Genomic DNA, 22,407 nt, shown 5'->3' on the forward strand with positions numbered 1-22,407 from the left:
TCAGGATAGCCGGACGAATCGAATCCGGAGTCCGCCGCATGTCCGCACTCGCCACGCTGGGTCACGCCCTGCCCCGCCTTCAGCCCGAGGATCCCGGTGCGCGGCTATTGCTGTTCGGCATTCGCCAGATGGGCGCAGGCGGTCTTCATGACGCTGCCGCGGCGCACGCCTTCGTTACCGCCTTCGGCCGCGACTTCCGCCGCCCGCTGATCCTGCTTCGCTCGCTGATGGCGGAGATGTCGACCGCCTCTGCCGGACCGATCCAGATCGCACCCTGGTGCTGCGCGCGCATGACCGCGGCGGAAAGCGCCACGCTCGAAAGCATCGCGCGCGCGCCCCATGATCCGGCCCGCGCCCATATCCTGCTCGCCGACCTGCTCGGCGTGCGTCAGGCCGACGGCGTTCTCACCACCGCCCACGCGCTCGCCAGCGCCTTCGCCGATCTGGGCTTGCCGCTGGAGGCCTAGCGCGCGGTTTCCGCCGGCGCATCGCCCTCGGTCCCGGCATTGCCGATCGAACGATCGACCAGCCCCGTGCGCATCATCCACCAGAAGATGACGATGCCCGGCACCGCGACCACGCCGGTGAGCAGGTAGAAGTTCACATAGCCCATCGCCTCGATCAGCGACCCCGCGCTGGTCCCGGTGATGAACCGCCCGACGATGCTCGCCGCCGCCGAGATCAGCGCATATTGCGCCGCCGTGTAGCGCAGGTCGGTGAGCGCCGAGAAATAGGCGACCAGCACGACGCCGCCGATCCCGCTCGCGAAATTCTCGAAGCACATGGCCGCAGCCATCATCAGGTTCGAATGACCGGCCGCCGCGAGCCCCGCGAAGCTCAGGTTCGAGACCGCCATCAGCACCAGGCTCAGCAGCACCGACCGCTTCATCCCGATACGGGCGTAGAGGATGCCGCCGACGAAAATGCCGATCATCAGCGCGAAGAAGCCGAGGCCGACGTCGTAGAAGGCGATCTCGTCGTTGGTGAAGCCGAGATCGTCGAACAGCAGCCGCACGGTGAGCTGGCTCAGCGTGTCGCCCAGCTTGTGGACGAGGATGAACAGCAGCACGACCAGCGCACCCTCGCGGGTGAAGAATTGCTGGAACGGCCCCCAGATCGACCTGGCGACCTGGCCGATGCCCTTGCGCTGCGCTGCCTCGCGATGCCGTGCGGGCTCGCCGACGACGATGCCGGCGATCACCGCGGGCAGCACGAACAGCGCGCACGCCATATAGGCCGCTTCCCAGCCCATCCGCGCCGCGATCACCAGTGCCAGCGCACCCGCGCTCGCCGATCCGATGCGCCAGCCATATTGCGACATGCCCGATCCGACGCCCAGCTGGCGCGGTTCGAGGATCTCGATACGGAATCCGTCGATGACGATGTCATAGGTCGCGCCCGCCACGCCGACGAGGATCGCGGCGGTGATGATCGGTGCGATGTTGTTCGGGTCCGGCGGCGTGAGCGCAAGGTTCACGACCGCTGCGGCCACGAGGATCGCCGAGACGATCAGCCACGATACACGCTGCCCCAGCCTGCCCAGCACCGGGATGCGAACGCCATCGACGATCCAGGCCCAAAGCCATTTGAGGTTGTAGACCAGGATCGCCAGCGTGAAGGCGGTGATCGTCGACTTGTCGATCCCCTGCTGCGCAAGGCGCGAGGTCAGCGTCGCGCCGATCATCGCATAGGGGAAGCCCGAGGAGATGCCGAGCGCCAGCGCAGCCAGCGGTGCGGTCTCGAAATAGGGGCGCACCGCTTCGGGCAGTTCGTCACGCCAGTTCGCCGGTGCCGCAGCGCGCGCCGCGAAAAAGGCCAGGATCAGCGCGCCCGCGCCCGCGAACAGGCCGAAGGACGGCGCGAACACCGCCCCCGCCTCGCGCAATGCCTTGGGCGGGGCGTAGATGGTGTAGAGCGCGGCGATCAGGATCAGCGCCAGCGCCACCACGCTTCCGGCGACCAGCATCGACGCGCCGCCGCGCCGCCGCCAGATCAGGCTCGCGCCCAGCGTGATCAGCACCACCAGCAGCGCGATATTGAAGGTCATCGACGGCGCCAGGCTGATGCCGGCTCCGGTAACGCCCGAGGCGATGTCGATCCCGCGGCCGATCACCGGCGAAGCGCCCGGCAGGGTCGCGGACATCCATGGCAGCAGCAGCGACGCCAGCGCCCCCACCAGCCCCAGCTGAGCGATCACATACCCGAAACCGCTCTTCTCTTCCGTACGCTGCATCCCCGCCCCTTTGTCCGGCAATCGGGCGACCCTAGCGGCAAAAACGCCGATGCAAAGCCCTTCAGGCGACGGACTGGAACAGCTTCAGGCTGGCCGGCACGCGGCGCGGGGTCTTGCCGTCGAGCAGCGCCTCGACGATCGCGATCGCGCGCAGCAGGTCGCGCTGGGGATAGGGCTTGGACAGGCAGCCAAGGCCGATCGCCTCGACCTGGTCCAGCCGCCGCCCGGTCACGATCAGCGCCGGCACGCCCTTCGCTTTCGCGGCATGCGCCACATCGGCGCCGTCGCCGTCACGCAGCCCCAGATCGACCAGCACCAGGTCGATCGCCTTGCGCCCGCCGATATGCCCGATCGCCTCCGCCACCGAATCGGTGGTCGCGACGACCACAAACCCTTCTTCGGTCAGGAAATGTTCGGTGTCGAACGCGACCAGCGGCTCGTCCTCGACGATCAACAGCCGCGCGATCCGCCGGTTCTTCTTTCCGAACAACATGACCCACCCACATGATTACGCGGCCAGAACGCACTAGGGCCGAAAGCGGCTCCCGCCACACAAGAATTTTGCGCCGGACGCCAACCCGCTGTATCGCGCGGCGAATGTCCCCGCCATCACCCATGGAATCGCCTCGCCGCGGCGAACGCATCGCCAAGCTGCTCGCCCGTGCCGGAATCGCGTCGCGCCGCGAGATCGAGCGCATGATCGCCGACGGCCGCGTCGCCATCGACGGCGAAATCCTGACCACCCCCGCCACAATCCTCACCTCGCTGCACGGCGTCACCGTCGACGGCGAAGCGGTTGCCGCCGCCACGCCCGCACGCCTGTTCCGCTTCCACAAGCCCAGCGGGCTGCTCACCACCGAGCGCGATCCTGCGGGCCGCCCGACCATCTACAGCAAGCTGCCCAAAGGGCTGCCCCGGCTGATGCCGGTCGGCCGCCTCGACCTCAATACCGAGGGGCTGTTGCTGATGACCACCGATGGCGAACTCAAGCGCGCGCTCGAGCTGCCCGCCACCGGGGTCGAGCGCAGCTATCGCGCCCGTGCCTATGGCGAAGTCAGCCAGGACCAGCTTGAGGATCTGATGCTCGGCGTCGAGATCGACGGGGTTCGCTATGGCTCGATCAACGCCAATCTCGAACGCCGTACCGGCGCGAATGTCTGGATCGAACTGACCCTGACCGAAGGGAAGAACCGCGAAGTCCGCCGCGTACTCGAGCATCTCGGACTCAAGGTCAGCCGTCTTATCCGCACCCGCTACGGCCCCTTCCACCTCGATGACATGCCCCCGGGCGCGGTCGATGAGGTTCGCCAGCACGACCTGATCCTGTTCCGTAAGGCACTCGCGGGTCCGGGCGGCGGCAAGGCCGCGTCGAATCTGCAACTGTCGAACAAGCCCAAGGCGGTGCAGATCGACGCTGAGCCCAGTGAAACGGATCCGGCCGAAACCTCGCCACCAGCCAATCGCGCCGAACGCCGCAAGGCGGTGTCACCGGATCGCTCGACGGGGAAACCCGGGGCTGGATCGCGCGGGGCGCCCCGTTCGGAGGCTCGTCCGGCCGCTGGCGCCGCAAAGCCTGGCAATCGCGGCGCTGCCCGGCACGTGCGTCCGGATTCCGACGACCGCCCCAAGACGGCAGGCCGGCGGGCACCGGCAGCCCGGGACGACCGGCCTTCGGAGGAGCGCGCAAGGCCGGCAGCCCGGAAACCCGCCGGACCGGAAAAATTCGGCGTCGGGCAGCGCCGGCGCCAGCGCGTAGCGTCCGACAAGGCTTCGAGACGCGAAGCCGATCCGCGCACGGCTGCGGCAGGCAAGCCAGCCAAGGCCAGGCCCGCGCGGATCGACGACGATGCCGGTCCGCTGCTCGATCGCCCCAAGCGCCACTATCGCTCGAACGATCGCCGCCCCCGCCCGCCGGCGGGCAAGGGGGCGCCCGCCAAGCGGGGGCCGCGTAAATGAGGATCATCGCCGGCCAATGGCGCGGCCGTCCGCTCGCGGCGCCCAAGGGAGACGCCACCCGCCCCACCGCCGATCGCACGCGTGAGGCGCTGTTCTCGATGCTCGCCAGCCGCGTCGGCAGCTTCGAGGATCTGGCCGTCGCCGATCTCTTCGCCGGGTCGGGTGCGCTCGGATTCGAGGCATTGTCGCGCGGCGCCGCCTCGTGCCTGTTCGTCGAGCAGGATCGGGCCGCGCTCGATGCGCTACGTATGAATGCGGAGAAGCTGGGCGTCCGCGCGGACATCCGCGCCACCTCGGTCCTCGCGCTCGGTCCCGCGCCCAAGCCCATGGACGTGATTCTGATGGACCCGCCCTATGGCACCGGCGCAGGCTCGGTCGCGCTCGACAAGCTCGCCCGCCTCGGCTGGACCGGCCCTGCGACCTGGATCAGCATCGAGACCGCGAAGAATGAGGCGATCGAAGTCGCCGGTTTCGAGATCGACGCCGAACGCGTGCACGGCAAGGCCAAGCTGACGATCCTGCGCGCAACCTGATCCGCGTCAGGGAACCCGGCCCGCTGCTTCGTGGTTCTGCCACGAAGTGCTACCCAGCGGAGCCGGACATGCGATACACGCCCGTCGCGATCTGCGCAGCTGCCCTGCTCTTCACCGGCCCTGCATCGGTGCAGGCGCAATGGCTCAACCCCACGCTCGATGCGCAACGCTGGGACAATCTCCGCAAGCATCAGCAGCGGCAGCGCCAACGCGCGCAGCAGAAGCACAAGGTCACCCACCCGGCCGGGCGCGTCACACAGGCCCAGCGTCAGGCGGCGTGGTCGCGCAACAAGGCCGAATATCGCCGCCGCATGCTCCGCGACGGCCCCGCCAGCGCGGACCGCTGGCTCGACAGCCTCGTCCTCGCCGGACGCTAGGTCGTTTCGCGCCGGTCTCTCAGCGCGATCAGCGCCACCAGGCTCAGCACCGCCGCCGCGCTCAGATACCAGCCCACCGGCATCAGCCCGCCCTTGAGCGCCAGCTTCTGCGCGAAGAACGGCGTCAGCCCGCCGCCGATCACCCCCGCGATGTTGAAGGTCATCGACGCGCCGGTGTAGCGCACACGCGGCGGGAACAGGTCTGTCAGCCACGCGCCGAGCGGCCCGTAGACGAAGCCCATCGCGAACAGCAGCAGCGACAGGAACGCGAACACCCCGATGAGGCCGCCCGCCATCAGCGGCGCGATCACGAACCCGCTCGCGGCGACCAGCACGCACCCGCCCGCCAGCACGCGCCGCGGATCGTATTTGGCGTCGGCCATCCACGCGGCCAGGTAGATGCCCGCCGCCATGAACAGGATCGCGACCAGCTGGCACCCCAGGAAGTCCTGCATCGGATAGCCGAGCGACTTGGTCCCCCAGCCCAGCAGGAACGCGGTCGCGATATAATAGGTCGCGAAGCACGCCACCGCGCCGATCGTCCCGCCCAGCAGCGCACCGCCATGCTTGGTTACGACCTCGCCCAGCGGCACCTTGGGCGGCGGCGCTTCGGCCAGGCTCGCCTTGAACTCGGGCGTTTCGCCCAGCTTGAGCCGCACCCATAGCCCCACCGCGACCAGCGCCGCGGACAGCACGAACGGGATGCGCCAGCCCCATTCGGCGAACTGCGCCGGGGTCATCATCATGCCGAGCAGCAGGAACAGGCCGTTGGCGGCGATGAACCCCGCAGGCGCCCCCATCTGTGGCGCGCTGCCGAAGCGGGCGCGCCAGCCCGGCGGCGCATTCTCCACCGCCAGCAGCGCCGCGCCGCCCCATTCGCCGCCAAGGCCAAAGCCCTGCCCGAACCGCAGCACGCACAAAGCGAACGGCGCGATCCACCCCGCCATCTCATAGGTCGGCAGGAACGCCACCAGCGTGGTCGAAAGCCCCATCGTCAGCAGCGACGCGACGAGGGTCGCCTTGCGTCCGATCCGGTCGCCATAATGGCCGAACACCGCTGCCCCCACCGGCCGCGCAAAGAATGCGATCGAGAGCGTCAGATACGCCCAGAGCTGCGTTTCCGCCTCGCTCCCGATGAAGAACAACTTCCCGAACACCAGCGCCGCGGCGGTCGCGTAGATGTAGAAATCGTAGAACTCGATTCCCGTCCCTACAAAGCTCGCCCATAGCGCGCGGCGTTGCCGTGCCCGGTCAGCGTCCATCCATCACTCCCCAGATCGTGCGGCGTTCGCGCGCCGTCACTTCTTGTCTTCGAAGCAGGTCGTGCGAGTCACCTGCACCACCTGGCCCTTGTCGTCCTTGATTTCCTTGCGGCCGGCCTCGCACGGCTTCTGCTCGGGGGTCTGGTCGAACCCGCCGGTGCGCCAGCCCACATAGAGCGCCACGCCCGCCAGGGCGACGAGCAGCAACAGCCGGCGTGCATTGAACCGGCGCTTGATCTTGTCCCACATGCTGCTCCCCTGCACCCGCCCGCGCGCCCGCGCAAGCGGTGTCTCGGGCGCACGGCACCCGGCACCGCTTCAGCGCGCCATCCGCGCTTGCCCCGACTCGCCGCGTTCCCTAACTGTTCACCGATGTCCGTACCGCAAGCCTCTCCCGACGATCCCCCCTATCTGCGCGGCCTCAACCCGCCGCAGCGCGAAGCCGTGCTCACGCTCGACGGACCCGTCCTCGTCCTTGCCGGCGCAGGCACCGGCAAGACCGCCGCGCTCACCGCGCGCCTCGCCCATCTCCTCTGGACCCGCCGCGCCTATCCGTCGGAGATCCTCAGCGTCACCTTCACCAACAAGGCCGCGCGCGAGATGCGTGAGCGTGTCCGGGGGCTGGTCGGCGACGCGGTCGAGGGGATGCCGTGGCTCGGCACCTTCCACGCGATCGGCGCCAAGATGCTGCGCCGCCATGCCGAGCTGGTCGGGCTGCAGAACAACTTCACCATCCTCGACACCGACGATCAGCTGCGCCTGATCAAGCAGCTCATCACCGCCAACGACCTCGACGAGAAGCGCTGGCCCGCGCGCCAGCTCGCCGGGCTGATCGACGGGTGGAAGAACAAGGGCCTGACGCCGAAGGACCTCGACGCCGGCGAGTCCGAGCTGTTCGCCAATGGCCGCGGCCAGTCGCTCTACGCGCAATATCAGGACCGGCTGCGCACGCTCAACGCCTGCGACTTCGGCGACCTGCTGCTGCACATGCTGACGATCCTCAAGACCCACCGCGACGTGCTGCAACAGTACCAGCAGCGCTTCCGCTACATCATGGTAGACGAGTATCAGGACACCAACAGCGTCCAGTATCTCTGGCTCCGCCTGCTCGCGCAGGAGCGCAAGAACATCTGCTGCGTCGGCGACGACGATCAGTCGATCTATTCGTGGCGCGGCGCGCAGGTCGAGAATATCCTCAAGTTCGAGAAGGATTTCCCCGGCGCCAAGGTGATCCGCCTCGAACAGAATTACCGCTCCACCCCGCACATCCTCGCCGCCGCTTCCGGCGTCATCGCCAACAACGGCGGCCGCCTCGGCAAGGAGCTGTGGACCGAGAAGGACGCGGGCGAGAAGGTCAAGGTCGTCGGCGTATGGGACGGGCCGGAAGAGGCCCGCCGCGTCGGCGAGGAGATCGAGGGCGCCCAGCGCCGCGACGGCAAATCGCTCGACGAATTCGCCATCCTCGTCCGCGCCCAGCACCAGACGCGCGAGTTCGAAGACCGCTTCATCGCCACCGGCCTGCCCTATCGCATCGTCGGCGGCTTCCGCTTCTACGAGCGTGCCGAGATCCGCGACGCGCTCGCCTATCTCCGCATCGTCCATCAGGGCGCCGACGACCTCGCCTTCGAACGCATCGTCAACGTCCCCAAGCGCGGCCTCGGCGACAAGGCGATCGCCAAGATCCACCAGCTCGCCCGGGCCGAGGGCATCCCCCTGCTCCTCGCCGCCGCGCGCATCCTCGACACCGACGAGCTGACGCCCCAGGCCCGCCGCGCGCTCGGCAACTTCGTCGGCGACGTCGCCCGCTGGCGCGACATGGCCTATTCCTCCCCGAGCTCGCTCTGGGAGGGGGATCGTCCGCAGGACGGTGGAGGGGCCCCGGCGCAGCCGGGAGGAATCCCCCATACCGAGCTCGCCCAGATCATCCTCGACGAAAGCGGCTACACCGCGATGTGGCAGGCGGACCGCACCGCCGAGGCCGCCGGCCGGCTCGAGAACCTCTCCGAACTCGTCCGCGCGATGGAGGAATACGAAACCCTCGGCGCCTTCCTCGAGCATGTCAGCCTCGTCATGGACAATGACGCCGCGGCGGACGAGCCCAAGGTCACGATCATGACCATCCACGCCGCCAAGGGGCTTGAGTTCGACACTGTGTTCCTCGCGGGGTGGGAGGAAGGCATCTTCCCGTCGCAGCGCGCGCTCGACGAAGGCGGCCTCGCCTCATTGGAGGAGGAACGCCGCCTCGCCTATGTCGCGATCACCCGTGCCCGCCGCCTCGCGACCATCCTCCACGCCGCCAACCGCCGCATCTACGGCCAGTGGACCAGCTCCATCCCCAGCCGTTTCGTCGGCGAGCTGCCCAAGGACCATGTCGATGAGGAATCGACCATGTCCGGCGGCGCCAGCCTGTGGCGCGCCAACTGGAGCGAGCATAGCGACCCCTTCGCCCATGTCGGCCGCGGCACCGGCCGAGGCCCCGGCTGGCAACGCGCCGCCGCCCCCAGCTCGACCTTCACCACCGCCCCCAAGCGCGTCGTCGAAAGCCGCGCCAGCGCGGTGAGCCTGGGCAACAAGGGCCGCGACGACCTGTCATTGGGCATGCGCGTCTTCCACCAGAAGTTCGGCTACGGCGAAATCGTCGAGATCGAAGGCAACAAGCTGGAGATCGAGTTCGAACAGGCCGGGCGGAAGCGGGTAATGGATAGTTTTGTGTCGGTGGGGTAACATTAAAATATCTGACGGGGGGTGCCTGTGACTGCTGAAATCGCCATTCTGAATAAGCTGGCAGTGACTTTAGCCGCCGATAGCGCAGTCACTCTATCAGTGGGCGGCACGCAAAAAGTCTACAACTCAGCTGACAAAATCTTCGAGGCAACCAATCACGACCCGATTGGCATAATGGTTTATAACAATCCGGAATTTCAAGGAATTCCTATTGAAGCAAGTATCAAGATTTTCCGGGACCAAAAATGCCACTCTCATTTTGATACGGTATTTAGTTTCGCAGAATCTTTTCTTTCATATCTAGAATCTATCGAAGCGCCAACCCTTACAATTGAAGAAGCCATCTTTGGTTCCCTTGTTCACAAAATGGACTCTCTAAGGGAACTTTATAACAGAGCCGGGTCAAGGGTTATCGACGAACTCTCTGAGCTTCCAGAAGAAGACACGACTGGCGAGAAAATTCTAGCCAAGATGGAGTCCGAGGTTTTTCTCGCCCTTACCCAAGAGTTACTTATTTTACAGGAGCGAAGCACACCTGAATGGGCGAATGGCCTAGATGAGGCTGCGGTTCAAGCGGCTCATGGGGAGACCATTGACCAGCTGATCTCCATTGTTTTCGGGGACATACAGCTTTCCCAATCCGCCTTGGATCGTATCAAGTCCATTTCGGCGCTCTGTCTTCTGAAGGACTATCAGCACGAACAACTCACTGGCCTCGTATTCGCCGGATTTGGAAAAAGCGAGATTTTCCCCTCACTTGTTTCCTATGCGATCTACGGTGTGATCGCTGGAAAGCTGAAATATCGATTCGACCGAAAATTCGACGTTGATCGGAAGCTTGTTCCAGTCGCGACCGTCATCCCGTTTGCGCAGCAGGAGATGGTAGATCGATTTATGTACGGAATGGATCAGCAGTTCCTTGACTTGTGCGATCGATATTTCGACGGCGCCTTGAGTTCATTGCGCCTGCAAATTGAAGGCGTCGCCGCGACTATGGATGAGCCAGTGGCGACAGCTCTGAAGGAGGCCGTCGAAAATTCACTTGAAGGCATAATGGAGGAGTTTCGCAGGAAGCTCGTCCCCGATCATCTAAGCAGTTCGGAGGCCAAATTTTCAGACATCATCCGGTCGATGCCGAAGCAGGAATTGGCCGCACTTTCGGAAAGCCTCGTTCAGATCACGTCCCTCAAACGAAAATTTTCAGCCGATGCCGAGTCGGTGGGTGGGCCAATTGACGTGGCAATGATAACGCGCGCTGAAGGATTTGTTTGGGTGAAGCGAAAGCACTTTTTCGAGCCGGAGCTTAACCCTCGCTACTTCTTTCGACGTTATGGGTCCACAAGCCCGGCTAAGGGCGCCGATCAGGAAGGTTCAGAATGAGCGGCCATTGGACAAGCCTTCACGCGTCAGAGAAGCGCGAACCCGTGCCATTCGCTCAGTCTCACCGCTTGGCGACTACTTCACCATCGGATCGAGCGAAGGCGAGCGTCGAGCGAGTCACAAACACAATTGTGAAATCGTTTGAAGATGTGAAAAAGAGGTAGTCCGGCCTGTCGCTGCTGGCAGTTCCAACATGCTAACCTTCACCCCCCTCTCCCCCCGCGCCATCGCCATCGTCGCGGAAGGCCATTTCACCGTCGCCGACGTCGCGCCCGCGCTCGCCCGGATCGAGGCCCTCCTCGACAGCACGCCGCAGCTCGATATCCTCGCCGATGTCCGAGGCTCGCCCTCGGTCGCGCTGTCCGCGATCGCCGAGGAGTTGAACACCTCCCCCTCATCATCCGCCTGATCCGCGCGATCGATCGCGTCGCCATCGTCGCGGATGCGGAGTGGGTGCGCACCGCCAGCCGGATCGAAAGCGCGCTGATCCCCGGCCTCCACTACGAAGTGTACGAGCGCAAGGACGAGGCCCATGCCCGCGCCTGGCTGCTGCGTGAGACCGATCAGCCGCGCCCGGCCTGACCGGAACACATCGGGAACAAAAACAACTTTCCTACACGCCCCGGTTATGCCCATAGACTGGTGGATGGACGACTCACGCACCCTGCTCGCCACGGACGAAGCCGAGTTGCTCGGCTTCACGCCCGTTCCCACCTCCAACCGCCATAATGGCTGGACGCCCCAGCGACAGCGCGACTTCATCACCGCGCTCGCGATCACCGGCACCGTCCATCGCGCAACCCGCGCGGTCGGGATGAGCCGCCAGTCGCTCTACAAGCTGCGCGAACGCCCCGGCGCGGAAAGCTTCGCCGCCGCCTGGGACATCGCCATGTCGCTGAGCTACGACCGCGTCTTCGCACTGGCGATGGATCGCGCGATCAACGGCATCACCATCCCGCGCTATTACAAGGGCCGCCAGATCGGCACGATCCACCGTCCCGACCTTCGCCTCGCCATGGCGGTCCTCGCCGATCGTCCGCAGCCCCCGACAAAGGCGGCGAAGTTGACAAAATAAAATGCGTTCCGCGTAAGTTCGTCAACTTCGTAAGGCGGTTTACAGCTCCGCCGCCGCCTCGATGATCGGCACGAACTTCTCGGCGGTCAGGCTCGCTCCGCCCACCAGCGCGCCGTCCACGTCCGGGCAGCCCAGCAGCGACGCCGCGTTCGCCCCGTTCACCGATCCGCCGTACAGCACCCGCATCGCCGCTGCGGTCTCGGCGCCCAGCAGCTCGGCGAGCTTCGCGCGCACCGCCCCGTGCATCGCCGCGACATCGGCCTCGGTCGGCGTCCGCCCCGTCCCGATCGCCCACACCGGCTCGTACGCGATCGATAGCCAGTCCGCCGCCGCGCCGTCGGGCATCGATCCGGCGAGCTGCGCGGTGACCACCGCCTCCGCCTGCCCCGCGTCGCGCTGCGCCAGCGTCTCGCCGACGCACAGGATCGCCTTCAGGCCATGGCGGTGCGCGGCCTCAGCCTTGCCCTTGACGTCGGCGTCGGTCTCGCCCTGGTCGGCGCGGCGTTCGCTATGCCCGACGATGGTCAGCGCCGCGCCCGCGCCCAGCAGCATCGGGGCGGAGATGCAGCCGGTGTGCGCGCCCTGGTCCGCCGCGTGGCAATCCTGCCCGCCGATCGGCATCCGCGCCGCCACCGTCACCGCCGGAGCGATCAAGGTTGCCGGCACGCACAGCGCCACATCGACGCCGGGAGTCACCGCCGCCGCCTGTGCGATCGCCTCGATCTCGGGCAGCGCCGCGATCAGGCCGTGCATCTTCCAGTTCCCCGCCACCAGCTTGCGCCGCATCCAATTCCCTCTCGTCGATTTCTGGTTTGTCCGTTTTCGGACAATGCCCCTAAGCGTGCCCCACACGCTTCACAAGCTTGATGGCTGCGCATTGCCCCCCTAAAGCACCATCCTTCACTTTTGATCGGGTCTCCATGCTCACCTTCCTCCGCCGCATCCTGTTCTCGACCACGGGCAAGATCATCGCTCTTCTGCTGCTCGTGGTGATCGCGGTAGCCTTCGCGCTGGGCGACATCACCAACCTTTCCGGCGGCGGCGGGCCTTCGGGCGGCGCGCTGGTTCAGGTCGGCAATCAGAAGGTCACCGAGCAGGAGCTGCAGCAGCGGCTCAAGAATGCGCTCGAGCGCGCACGCCAGCAGCAGCCGGCGCTCGACATGACCCAGTTCGTCGCGATGGGCGGGTTCGATCAGGTGCTCGACGATATGGTCAACGGCATGGTGCTCGAGGAATATGCCCGCGATCACAGCATGGCGGTGTCCAAGGCCGCGATCGACGGCGAGATCGCGTCGGCTCCGGCCTTTGCCGATCCGCTGACCGGCAAGTTCAGCCAGCGCAATTTCGAACAGATCCTGGCGCGCGAAGGCATCACCGCGGATCAGATTCGCGACGATATCCGTCAGGGCACGCTTGCCCAGTGGGTCGCCGGCCCGACCGTGGGCGTCGTCCGCGGCGCCACCTATATCCCCACCGAACTCGCCTTGCCCTATGCCTCGCAGCTGCTGGAGCGCCGCAAGGGGTCGGTCGGCTATGTCCCGGTCAGCGCGATCGCTCAGGGCGCTCCGCCCACCGATGCCGAGCTGACCGCCTTCTACAACCGCAACCGCACGCGCTACACGCTGCCCGAGCGCCGCGTGATCCGCTATGCGCTGGTCCGCCCGGCGCAGTTCGCGGAAGGCGCCAAGGCGACCGAAGCGGAAATCGCTGCCGCCTATAAGCAGAACGCCGCCCAATATGCGGCCAGCACCAAGCGCACGCTCGCCCAGGTGATCGTCGCGGACCAGAACACCGCCAACGCGCTCGCCGCGAAGATCAAGGGCGGCGCGACCCTGGCTGCCGCGGCACAGGGCGCGGGCCTCCAGCCCTCGACCATCGACAATGCGGAGAAGGAAAGCTTCGCCCGCGCGAGCAGCCCCGAGATCGCCAATGCCGCCTTCGCCGCGGCGCAGGGCGGCCTCATCGGCCCGCTGCGCTCGCCGCTCGGCTGGCACATCGTGCGCGTCGAGAAGATCGAGCAAGTTGCCGGCAAGACCCTTGACCAGGTTCGCGGCGAACTCGCCACCGCGATCACTCAGCGCAAGGAGGTCGAGGCGCTGACCAACCTGCGCGGGCAGATCGATACCGCGGTCGCCGGCAACGCCACCTTCGATGAGGCGGTTGCCGATGCCAAGCTCAAGGCAGAAACCACGCAGGCCGTCTTCGGCGACGGCCGGACGCAGGAAGCCGCCGAGGCCGCCACGCCGACTCCGCCCGATCCGGTGATCGCGCAGGTCGCAAAGGCGGGCTTCGCGATGGAAACCGGCGACGATGCGCAGATCGTCCCGATCGATCAGGACGGCAGCTTCGCGCTGGTCAAGCCGGAGCGTGTGATTGCCGCCGCCCCGCGTCCGCTCGCCGAGATCCGCGAAGCGGTCGCCGCCGGCTTCATCCGCGATCGCCAGCTTCAGGCGGCACGCAAGGCCGCCACGGCGATCCTCGCGGACGTGGGCAAAGGAACGCCGATCGCCGACGCGATGAAGAAGACCGGCCTTGTCCTGCCCGCACTCCAGCCGCTCGACGCCGTACGCGGCCAGCTTGCCCAGGCCGGGATGCAGATCCCGCCGCCCGTGCGCCTGATGTTCAGCATGGCCGCCAAGAAGGCCAAGATGACCGAAGCCCCCAATGGCGGCGGCTACTGGGTGGTCTGGCTCGACGAGATCACCCCGGGCGATGCGCGCAACGACAAGGCGCTCGTCGCGCAGACCCGCGGCGGTCTGACCCAGGTGATCGGCGCCGAGTATCTTGAGCAGTTCGTCGCTGCCGCGCGCAAGTCGATCGGGGTCAAGCGCGACGAGGCCGCGATCGCGCGGATCAAGGCGCAGCTCGGCGGCCAGTCGACCGGCGGCAACTGATCGCGATGACGACCGGAGTCGAGGGGAGGGTCGAGGGCCTTGATGCCGCTCGCGCAGCGCTTGCGCAGGGTCGCCCTGCGCTGGTGTGGCGGCGGCAGCTCGCCGATACCGACACGCCGGTGTCGGCTGCCCTCAAGCTGATCGAGCCGGGTCGCGGCGATTTTCTGCTGGAATCGGTCGAGGGCGGCGCCGTCCGCGGCCGTCACAGCTTGATCGGCCTCGCCCCGGACCTCGTCTTCCGCGCTCACGAACAACAGGCGGAGATCAACCCCAACTGGCTCACCGATCGCGCGGCGTTCGCGCCCGCGGGTCAGCCGACGCTCGAGGCGCTGCGCACGCTCGTCCAGAGCTGCCGGATGGATGTGCCGGCCGAGCTCCCGCGCGCACTCGCCTGTCTGGTCGGCTATTTCGGCTATGAGACGATCGGGCTGGTCGAAACGCTGCCCCGTGCCGCGGAAGACGCGCTCGGCCTTCCCGACATGATCTTCGTGCGGCCCACGGTGATCCTGATCTTCGACCGGCTGGCGGATTCGCTCTTCCTCGTCGCGCCGGTATGGCCCGGCTCTGGCCGCGATCCCGAAGCACAGCTCGCTGACACAGCCGAGCGGATCGACGCGACTGCAGCGCGCCTCGCATCCGCGCCGCTCCCGCCCAAGATTGCCGCGGACGCCACCGAGATCACCGCCCAGCCCACGCTCGCGGACGGCGACTATGCCGCAATGGTGGCGCGGGCGAAGGAGTACATCACCGCGGGCGACATCTTCCAGGTGGTCCTTGCGCAGCGCTTCACCGCGCCCTTCGCGCTCCCGCCGATCGAGCTCTATCGCGCGCTGCGCCGGGTGAACCCCTCACCCTTCCTCTATTTCCTCGACCTGCCCGGCTTCGCGCTCACCGGGTCGAGCCCCGAAATCCTGGTCCGAGTCCGCGATGACGAGGTGACGATCCGCCCGATCGCCGGCACGCGTCCGCGCGGCAAGACGCCGGCGGAGGACGAGGCCAACCGGACCAGCCTGCTCGCCGATCCCAAGGAGCGCGCCGAGCATCTCATGCTGCTCGACCTTGGCCGTAACGATACCGGCCGCGTCGCACAGGCCGGCACGGTCAGGGTCACCGACAGCTACACGGTCGAATTCTACAGCCACGTCATGCACATCGTGTCGAACGTGGTCGGCAAGCTGCGCTCCGACGCCGACGCGCTCGACGCGCTGTTCGCGGGCTTCCCGGCAGGCACCGTCAGCGGCGCGCCCAAGGTCCGCGCGTGCGAGATCATCGCCGAACTCGAGCGCGAGCAGCGCGGCCCCTATGCGGGCGGCGTCGGCTATTTTTCGCCTGATGGATCGATGGACAGCTGCATCGTGCTGCGGACCGCGATCCTGAAGGACGGAACGATGCACGTCACCGCCGGTGCGGGGATCGTCGCCGACAGCGACGCAACCTATGAACAGCGCGAGTGCGAGGCCAAGGCCGGTGCCCTGTTCGCCGCCGCTCGCGAAGCCGTCGCGCGCGCCAGCGAACCCGGCTTCGGGCAGTAGCTTACTCTTCCCCGCCCGGGATCGCGGCTTGCTCGGCCTTTTGCGCCGCGCGTTCGGCACGCCAGTTCTGCAGCATCTGGATCGTGCAGCCGGTATGGCCATAGCTGCCGATCGGCGAGCAGCTTCCCGGAAGTACCTGACGGTTCACTTCGTCAACCAGTTCGGCACGCCGCGTCCAACTCGTGCTCGCCGGCGTCGGCTCGCTCTTTCGAAGCGATTTGGGGATGCGATAGGGTGATTCGCCGACCTTGGAGCAGATGACGACTTCGTCCTCGCTGGCGGGTTTGGGGCATTGATCGTCGCCGTACAGCAGCACGCTGCGCACCCGCTGCGGCGGTGCGTTGTCGTCGTCGGCTTCCTGCGCCATCACGGGAGTCGCGGCGAGCGCCGCCAGCATCAGCAATCGGATCACTACGCACCTTCCTTCACCCGCCGGCTTCCGGCACCCCGGATGTAGGAACGCTGAACGGCAGGATTAAGGCCAATCGCCTCACATCATCGTTCCAGCGCAGCCTCGACCGTAGCGGCCCCGCCCGACAGCCGCTCGATCTCCCATACCATGTTTGCGCGCGCTCGATCCTCCAGGGCCGTTTCGGAAAGGCCCATCGCCTGTGACAGTCGCGCCAGCAAGGGCACAGCCGTCAACGCGGTCAGCACGCGGATCCGCCCCGCGCGATAGGCGGCATCGGGAAAGCGCCGATACTCGTCCCGGATGGCGAGCGCGTAGCCGCGATAGCGTTCGCGGTCCTCGGCAAGGATAGCGAGATCCAGGTCGACCATCAGCGCCGGCAGCCCTTCCCCGGCCGCATGCCCCTTGGTCGCCATGATGCATGCCTCAAGATCGCGCCGCTCATCGTCGGGCCAGCGCAGCAATGCCAGCCCGATATCCGCGCTGCGCCGCTCGTTGTCCGGCACTTCGACGTCGTAGAACAGATCGTGCAGCCAGATCGCGTAGCGCAGGATTCGCGCGTCCCGCGAAGTCAGGTCCGCCGCAAACCAGCGCTCCAGCCCATCCAGCATGTGCGCGATGTGCGTTGCATTGTGATAGGCTAGGCCGGAGGCCGAAAACCGTTCGACCACCACCGCGCGCAATAGTGCCGGCATGTCGCTAACCGCTACCCGGACCTGCTCGGCATCCATTGCGTTGATCTAGCCGATCCATGCGCCGCCAGCGAGCGAAAGTCGATTTACCCCATATGGGTGAATTTATCGCTTGCGCCCATTTACCCGGCGGGGGTAAGGCGCTCGCACTATGACGACTCTAGCTGGTTCGAAAATCCGCCGCTTCCGCGAAGAACGCTCTCTGTCCCGTGCCGCTTTCGGTGCGTGGTTCGACACGCCCGGTTCCACCGTTCAGGGCTGGGAAGAGGATGGCAAGCGCGCCTCGCCCGCCGTGCTCAACCAGATCGCCGCCAACGGCATCGCGCATCATCAGGACTGGTACGTCCATGTCCGCAATTTGGAGCAGGCCATGGGATGGACCCCCGACAGCTGGAAATCGGCCGAAGCGCGCCAGCTCCCGATTTACCCCGATGCCGCCGCGCTCGATGCCGCGACCACGCAGCTTTCGAGCTTCCCGCCGCTCGTCTTCGCCGGTGAGGCGCGTGCGCTTACCCAGGAACTGGCCAAGGTCGCGCGCGGCGAGGCCTTCCTGCTTCAGGGCGGCGATTGCGCCGAGAGCTTCGCAGAGTTCCACCCCAACAACATCCGCGACACCTTCCGCGTCATCCTCCAGATGGCGGTGGTGCTGACCTTCGCCTCGAAGCTGCCGACGGTGAAGGTCGGCCGCATGGCCGGCCAGTTCGCCAAGCCGCGCTCGGCCGATACCGAGACGATCAATGGCGTCGAGCTGCCCAGCTACCGCGGCGACAATGTCAACGACATCGCCTTCACGCCCGAAAGCCGCATCCCCGATCCGCAGCGGATGATCCAGGGCTACAGCCAGTCAGCCGCGACGCTCAACCTGCTGCGCGCCTTCGCCAGCGGCGGCTACGCGAACCTGCACCAGGTCCACAAATGGACGCTCGATTTCATGGGCAAGAGCCCGTGGAGCGCCAAGTTCGCCGACGTCGCCGACCGCATCGGCGAGGCGCTGGACTTCATGCAGGCCTGCGGGATCGATGCCGACAGCGTCCCCCAGCTCAAGGGCACCGATTTCTACACCAGCCACGAAGCGCTGCTGCTTCCCTATGAGCAGGCGCTGACCCGGCAGGATTCGCTCACCGGCGACTGGTACGACACCAGCGCACACATGCTGTGGATCGGCGACCGCACGCGGTTCGACGGATCGGCGCATGTCGAATTCCTGCGCGGCATCGGCAACCCGATCGGCATGAAATGCGGCCCGAGCCTCGAGCCGGACGCGCTGCTGCGCCTGCTCGATACGCTCAATCCCGCGCGCACGCCGGGCCGCCTCACGCTCATCACCCGCTATGGCCACGACAAGATCGAGGACGGCCTGCCCAAGCTCGTCCGCGCGGTGAAGCGTGAGGGGCATCCGGTGGTGTGGAGCTGCGACCCGATGCACGGCAACGTCGTCAAGGCAGCGAACGGCTACAAGACGCGCCCGTTCGAACGAATCCTGGCCGAGGTCCGCGGCTTCTTCGCTGTGCACCGCGCCGAGGGCACCTATGCCGGCGGCATCCATGCCGAGATGACCGGCCAGAACGTCACCGAGTGCACCGGCGGCATGATCGATGTCAGCGAGCACGATCTGGCCGATCGCTACCACACCCATTGCGACCCGCGCCTCAACGCGGGCCAGAGCCTCGAACTGGCATTCCTGCTGGCCGAAATGCTCAACGAGGAGATGGCGGAGCGGCGCAAGGCGGCCTGACACCGTCCTTCATCTGGCCATCCGCTCCTCGCGGATGGCCAGGCCGTCGCATCAGATCACACGGAGCAGAGCCAGGCCCTGGTCGGGCGGCAAAGCGAGCACCGCCTTGAACAGCGCGATCCGCACGTCGCAGCGATCGGTCGCATCTGCCTTTCCGTCCAATGCCTCCTGCGCGCGCGCAGCGCTCAGCCCCGTGTTACGGAGGATCGTCTGGAATACCGGCTCCGGGATGACAAAGGTCCGTGACGACGACTGGTTGAGGTCGGTCGTCTCGAGCAGCATGTCCTCGATCAGGGCGGCCTGGCGCTTGTCGATTGCCTCCGTTCCCGGCAGCGGGCGCCGCTGGCCAAGCGTGAACAGGTCGTCGCAATAGACCGTGCTCTTGAGCCGATACAGCTCGGCCCGCTCCAGCTCGTTCCGTTTGAACGCGGCGATGATACGATAGGGCGCGTTCCGTATCACGAGCCGGCTCCGGTCGTTCAGAGCCGTGCGCAAGCGTTCCGGGAATTCGGCCATCCCGCCAGCGCTGTCCCGGGCGAGATTCCAGTTGCTTCTCAGCATGCTCGCCAGTTCGGGATTCCGGCTCTCGATCAGCGCAAGGTTCAGCTTCTCATAGCCGATCGCGCGCAGCACCCGGTCGATACCTGCTCGCTGATCGACGCCATCCGCCATCCACGGCGCCGAGAGCTGCACGGGCGCATCGATCCGCCGGTTGCGCTCGGCTTCCATCTCCGAGCAACGCCCAAGCAGGGCAAGCAGCACCATTCCCGGAAAGACAAGATAGCCCAACGGTATGTTGAATGACCCTGCCGAATTCTCCCACAGCGCGACGCGGGTCCCGTCGAAATAGTCTTCGACGTCCGGGCAATCGCGGCGCACCGCTTCGAGCAGCTCGCGAACATGCCGCCGTTTGACGTTCCAGCTCCGGTTCGAACGCTCATGTGCATAGGCCGTCAACTCACGCCATGCCCGGTGCCAGACATGATCCTTGCGGCTTACCTGCTCGACAAACTCGAACACCTTCAGTCGGCGGTTGATGAACGCCACCGTATCGGCCTCGGCCAGTTCCCCCGCGCGTTCGCGCCAGCGGAAAAAGTCCGCCGCCGGCGCCATCAGGCAGTTGGACGCGGGCGCACCATGCGCGACGATATCGCCGAACCAGCGCTCCGCCTCCGCGAAATAGGCCATCTCGCCGATCCGCGCGCCGTGCGTGATCGCCCTGAAATGCGCGAGCAACGCCGCTTCCTCTTCGGGCGACGGCATGTCCTCACGCCGCTTGCCATCCCGAAACAGGATCGCGAGAATGCCGTTATACTGTTCGCCATCGTCGTGCGGCTGGTCGAAGGCGGTGATCGTGCCGGTACCCGCCGTATCGATCTCTGGAGGCCGGAACGCGCAGGCCGGCGTGAAAGGCAGCGTGACCGCGACTGCATCGGCCGCCGCAGCGAGTTCAACTACCCCCGTCTCGACCTTGTACCGTCGGGCGTCTGCCGCGGGGACTGCAGGGATCGTCGCAGCAGCCGCCAGCGCGGTGTCGAGCGTCGCCGGCAGGAAGGGAGAGACCGTGAGCCGCAACCCCTGCTCTTCCCCGCTCGCGCCGCTGTCCTCCGGCAAAGGATCATGCCATCGCGCGTCACGAGGATCGACCGGCACGATCCCTTCTGCAGCGCGGCGCAACGCTTCCTCGCGTGCGGTTCGCAGCGCCGCATAATGCTCCGGATCCGCATCGATATCGATCGCCTTGAGCTGGGCTGCGTAGGCGCGGCGGATCGCGCGCGTGTCCCCGGTCTCGTCGATACCGAGGATTGACCAGACATCGGGCGCCTTCACAGGAACCGCTCGCCTTCCAGCGCGTCGAGCAGTCCGGTCAGTTCCTCATAGGCAAGCTTGATGCCCCGCGGCTCCTGCCGGTCGAGCGCCGACTGAAACAGCAGAATCCCCTGTCCGATCTGTTCACGATGGGCACCGATGAAGCTCTCGTAGCATCGCGCCGCGCGCGCCATCAGCGCGGCATTGTCATTGTCGTCGCGCGGGTGGAATTTGAGCGCGGCCAGCGCATCGCGCCGGCTCGCAAGCTCTTGTTCCGACATCGCGTCCGCCTCGTCGATGATCACCATGTTGCGCGTCACTCCGGTCTCCGGGACCGTCACATCGACTTCCAGCAGACCGCTCGAATCATAGCTGAACCGGCATTCGACCCCCACTTGCCCCGCTGGTCGCGGAGGCACTGGAACGACCAGCTGGCCGAGCTTGATATTGCTCGAAACCTCGCGCGCCTCGCCCTGGTAGATCCCGAAATGCACCTCGCGCTGATTGTCCGACAGCGTCCTGAAATAGCTGATCCGGCTGGCAGGGATCGGCGTGTTGCGCTCGATCACCGGGGAGAAGAGTCCGGCATGCAGCACGCCGCGCGCATCGCGCTCGGTAGTGTCGACGCCAAGCGAGAAGGGACAGACATCGGTCAACCGGATCTCTTCCAGCCCCGCGTCGCGCCCGATCAGCGCCGCCTGGACCGCCGCGCCCAACGCGACCGCATGATCGGGATGCACCGTCGAGTTGGGGAAGCGCCCGAACATACGGGTGATCGCCTTCCGCACTGCCGGCATCCGCGTCGCGCCGCCGACCAGCACGACCTCACTCAACGCATCGACGCGGATGTCGCTCTCACGCAACGACCGCAGCACGGGATCACGCAACCGCTCGAGCAGCGAGCGTGCCTGTGTCTCAAACTCGGAGGCGCTGATCCCGGTCCCGAACTGCGCGTCGCCAAGGGTCACCGTGAACGGCGCCGTCTCGCTCGTAGTCAGCGCACGGCGCGTGCGCTCCGCAGCTGCGCGCATGATTTCGTGGAGCAAGGCCGGCGGTGAAAGCGCGCCCATCGCCGCCATGTCCAGGCGCCCGCGCGCGATCGCGGTGATCGCGTCGTTGAAGTCCTCGCCGCCCAGCCGATTGTCGCCGGCCGACGCCCGGACCTCAACCACCCCGTCAAAGACTTCGACAATCGACACGTCGAACGTACCGCCGCCCAGGTCGAACACCAGGAACGGCTCACGCTCCTCGCTGTCCTGAATCCCGAACGCCAACGCCGCCGCGGTCGGCTCATTCAGCAACCGCTTGACCTCAAGCCCGGCCAGTTCACCCGCGCGACGGGTCGCCTTGCGCTGGCGGTCGTTGAAATAGGCAGGGACGGTGATCACCGCGCCGGTCACCGGCTCACCCAGGAACGCCTCGGCATCCGCCTTCAGGCTGGTCAGCACCAGCGCGGACAGGTCCTCGGCCGAGAAGCTGGCCTTGCCCATCCTGGTCACCTGACGCGTGCCCATATAGCGCTTGAAGGCGGTCGCGCTGAGTTGTGGGTGTGTCGATTGCCGATCGCGCGCCGCGATCCCGACCAGGATCGCACCGTCCTCCACCACGCTGACAGCTGAGGGAGTCAAGAAATCCCCAACCGAATTGGGAATCAGCACGGCCTGTCCGTCGCGCCAGATCGCGGCGGCGCTGTTGGTCGTGCCGAGGTCGATACCGATAATCATTCAAAGCCCCCCGCGCGAAACCTCCGCGCGCCATGGAGCTATCGTTTCGGTACCGTTTCCGGCAAGGGCCAA

21 protein-coding genes are annotated in these 22,407 nt (G+C 66.5%); 12 read left to right on the top strand and 9 right to left on the bottom strand.

All coding sequences use genetic code 11. The annotated features are described in order from the left end of the window. Positions 1-38: 38 nt before the first annotated feature. The gene (locus AC07TU_RS11970; RefSeq protein WP_495188125.1) at positions 39-467 is read left to right on the top strand and encodes a DUF6628 family protein; all 429 of its coding nucleotides are present in this window, start codon (positions 39-41) and stop codon (positions 465-467) included. Here the strand turns inward: AC07TU_RS11970 and AC07TU_RS11975 are convergent. Together AC07TU_RS11975 and AC07TU_RS11980 are read right to left on the bottom strand one after the other, a co-directional pair. Beyond that, a complete protein-coding gene (locus AC07TU_RS11975; RefSeq protein WP_495188389.1) occupies positions 464-1,768 on the bottom strand; it encodes an AmpG family muropeptide MFS transporter in 1,305 nt (434 codons plus the stop codon). The genes AC07TU_RS11970 and AC07TU_RS11975 overlap by 4 nt on opposite strands. 526 nt (positions 1,769-2,294) lie before the next feature. Beyond that, positions 2,295-2,726 carry a response regulator gene (locus tag AC07TU_RS11980; protein ID WP_495188126.1) on the bottom strand — a complete coding sequence of 144 codons (432 nt, stop codon included), beginning with the start codon at positions 2,724-2,726 and terminating at the stop codon, positions 2,295-2,297. Between the two features lie 122 nt (positions 2,727-2,848). Between AC07TU_RS11980 and AC07TU_RS11985 the strand changes: the two genes are divergently transcribed. The 3 genes from AC07TU_RS11985 to AC07TU_RS11995 all read left to right on the top strand — a co-directional run bounded on the left by AC07TU_RS11985 (position 2,849) and on the right by AC07TU_RS11995 (position 5,099). Then, the gene (locus tag AC07TU_RS11985) at positions 2,849-4,189 is read left to right on the top strand and encodes a pseudouridine synthase (protein ID WP_495188127.1); all 1,341 of its coding nucleotides are present in this window, start codon (positions 2,849-2,851) and stop codon (positions 4,187-4,189) included. Next, positions 4,186-4,722, top strand: coding sequence for a 16S rRNA (guanine(966)-N(2))-methyltransferase RsmD (rsmD, locus tag AC07TU_RS11990; RefSeq protein WP_495188128.1), 537 nt, complete (start codon positions 4,186-4,188; stop codon positions 4,720-4,722). Before AC07TU_RS11985 ends, rsmD begins: the two co-directional genes overlap by 4 nt. Positions 4,723-4,790: 68 nt before the next feature. Then, the gene (locus AC07TU_RS11995; protein WP_495188129.1) at positions 4,791-5,099 is read left to right on the top strand and encodes a hypothetical protein; all 309 of its coding nucleotides are present in this window, start codon (positions 4,791-4,793) and stop codon (positions 5,097-5,099) included. Here AC07TU_RS11995 and AC07TU_RS12000 read toward each other — a convergent pair. Beyond that, entirely contained in the window at positions 5,096-6,361 is a 1,266-nt protein-coding gene (locus AC07TU_RS12000) for an MFS transporter (protein ID WP_495188130.1), read from the bottom strand. The two genes, AC07TU_RS11995 and AC07TU_RS12000, sit on opposite strands and share 4 nt — an antisense overlap. A gap of 36 nt (positions 6,362-6,397) precedes the next feature. Then, positions 6,398-6,610: a hypothetical protein gene (locus AC07TU_RS12005; RefSeq protein WP_495188131.1), complete on the bottom strand. Its 213-nt coding sequence runs from the start codon at positions 6,608-6,610 to the stop codon at positions 6,398-6,400. A gap of 123 nt (positions 6,611-6,733) precedes the next feature. Here AC07TU_RS12005 and AC07TU_RS12010 point away from each other — a divergent pair, with 123 nt between their 5' ends. The 5 genes from AC07TU_RS12010 (at position 6,734) to AC07TU_RS12030 (ending at position 11,540) form a co-directional block, all read left to right on the top strand. Then, the gene (locus tag AC07TU_RS12010; protein WP_495188132.1) at positions 6,734-9,085 is read left to right on the top strand and encodes an ATP-dependent helicase; all 2,352 of its coding nucleotides are present in this window, start codon (positions 6,734-6,736) and stop codon (positions 9,083-9,085) included. Between the two features lie 27 nt (positions 9,086-9,112). Then, complete coding sequence (locus AC07TU_RS12015) at positions 9,113-10,465, top strand: hypothetical protein (protein WP_495188133.1); 1,353 nt, start codon at positions 9,113-9,115, stop codon at positions 10,463-10,465. Positions 10,466-10,658: 193 nt separating this feature from the next. Next, the gene (locus AC07TU_RS12020; RefSeq protein WP_495188134.1) at positions 10,659-10,874 is read left to right on the top strand and encodes a SpoIIAA family protein; all 216 of its coding nucleotides are present in this window, start codon (positions 10,659-10,661) and stop codon (positions 10,872-10,874) included. Positions 10,875-10,918: 44 nt separating this feature from the next. Further along, positions 10,919-11,047 (top strand): hypothetical protein, encoded by a 129-nt coding sequence (locus AC07TU_RS12025; RefSeq protein ID WP_495188135.1) that lies wholly within the window; start codon positions 10,919-10,921, stop codon positions 11,045-11,047. A gap of 64 nt (positions 11,048-11,111) precedes the next feature. Then, entirely contained in the window at positions 11,112-11,540 is a 429-nt protein-coding gene (locus AC07TU_RS12030; protein ID WP_495188136.1) for a hypothetical protein, read from the top strand. Positions 11,541-11,579: 39 nt separating this feature from the next. Here the strand turns inward: AC07TU_RS12030 and tpiA are convergent, their stop codons facing one another. Then, on the bottom strand, positions 11,580-12,326 hold the full coding sequence (gene tpiA / locus AC07TU_RS12035) for a triose-phosphate isomerase (protein ID WP_495188137.1): 747 nt from the start codon (positions 12,324-12,326) through the stop codon (positions 11,580-11,582). Positions 12,327-12,460: 134 nt separating this feature from the next. Between tpiA and AC07TU_RS12040 the strand changes: the two genes are divergently transcribed. Both AC07TU_RS12040 and trpE read left to right on the top strand, forming a co-directional pair. Beyond that, on the top strand, positions 12,461-14,434 hold the full coding sequence (locus tag AC07TU_RS12040; protein ID WP_495188138.1) for a SurA N-terminal domain-containing protein: 1,974 nt from the start codon (positions 12,461-12,463) through the stop codon (positions 14,432-14,434). A gap of 5 nt (positions 14,435-14,439) precedes the next feature. Beyond that, positions 14,440-15,966 carry an anthranilate synthase component I gene (gene trpE, locus AC07TU_RS12045; protein WP_495188139.1) on the top strand — a complete coding sequence of 509 codons (1,527 nt, stop codon included), beginning with the start codon at positions 14,440-14,442 and terminating at the stop codon, positions 15,964-15,966. A gap of 1 nt (position 15,967) precedes the next feature. On the opposite strand, the gene AC07TU_RS12050 is transcribed toward trpE, so the two are convergent. Together AC07TU_RS12050 and AC07TU_RS12055 are read right to left on the bottom strand one after the other, a co-directional pair. After that, positions 15,968-16,378, bottom strand: coding sequence for a hypothetical protein (locus tag AC07TU_RS12050; protein ID WP_495188140.1), 411 nt, complete (start codon positions 16,376-16,378; stop codon positions 15,968-15,970). 83 nt (positions 16,379-16,461) lie between these two features. Continuing rightward, on the bottom strand, positions 16,462-17,106 hold the full coding sequence (locus AC07TU_RS12055; RefSeq protein WP_495188141.1) for an HD domain-containing protein: 645 nt from the start codon (positions 17,104-17,106) through the stop codon (positions 16,462-16,464). A 331-nt stretch (positions 17,107-17,437) separates the two neighbouring features. Between AC07TU_RS12055 and AC07TU_RS12060 the strand changes: the two genes are divergently transcribed. Then, the gene (locus AC07TU_RS12060; protein ID WP_495188390.1) at positions 17,438-18,802 is read left to right on the top strand and encodes a class II 3-deoxy-7-phosphoheptulonate synthase; all 1,365 of its coding nucleotides are present in this window, start codon (positions 17,438-17,440) and stop codon (positions 18,800-18,802) included. A gap of 51 nt (positions 18,803-18,853) precedes the next feature. On the opposite strand, the gene AC07TU_RS12065 is transcribed toward AC07TU_RS12060, so the two are convergent. Together AC07TU_RS12065 and AC07TU_RS12070 are read right to left on the bottom strand one after the other, a co-directional pair. After that, a complete protein-coding gene (locus AC07TU_RS12065; RefSeq protein ID WP_495188142.1) occupies positions 18,854-20,632 on the bottom strand; it encodes a hypothetical protein in 1,779 nt (592 codons plus the stop codon). Continuing rightward, positions 20,629-22,335 carry an Hsp70 family protein gene (locus AC07TU_RS12070; protein WP_495188143.1) on the bottom strand — a complete coding sequence of 569 codons (1,707 nt, stop codon included), beginning with the start codon at positions 22,333-22,335 and terminating at the stop codon, positions 20,629-20,631. Before AC07TU_RS12070 ends, AC07TU_RS12065 begins: the two co-directional genes overlap by 4 nt. Between the last annotated feature and the right edge of the window lie 72 nt (positions 22,336-22,407).

Source organism: Sphingomonas sp. GW821-FHT03E12 (assembly GCF_059420685.1).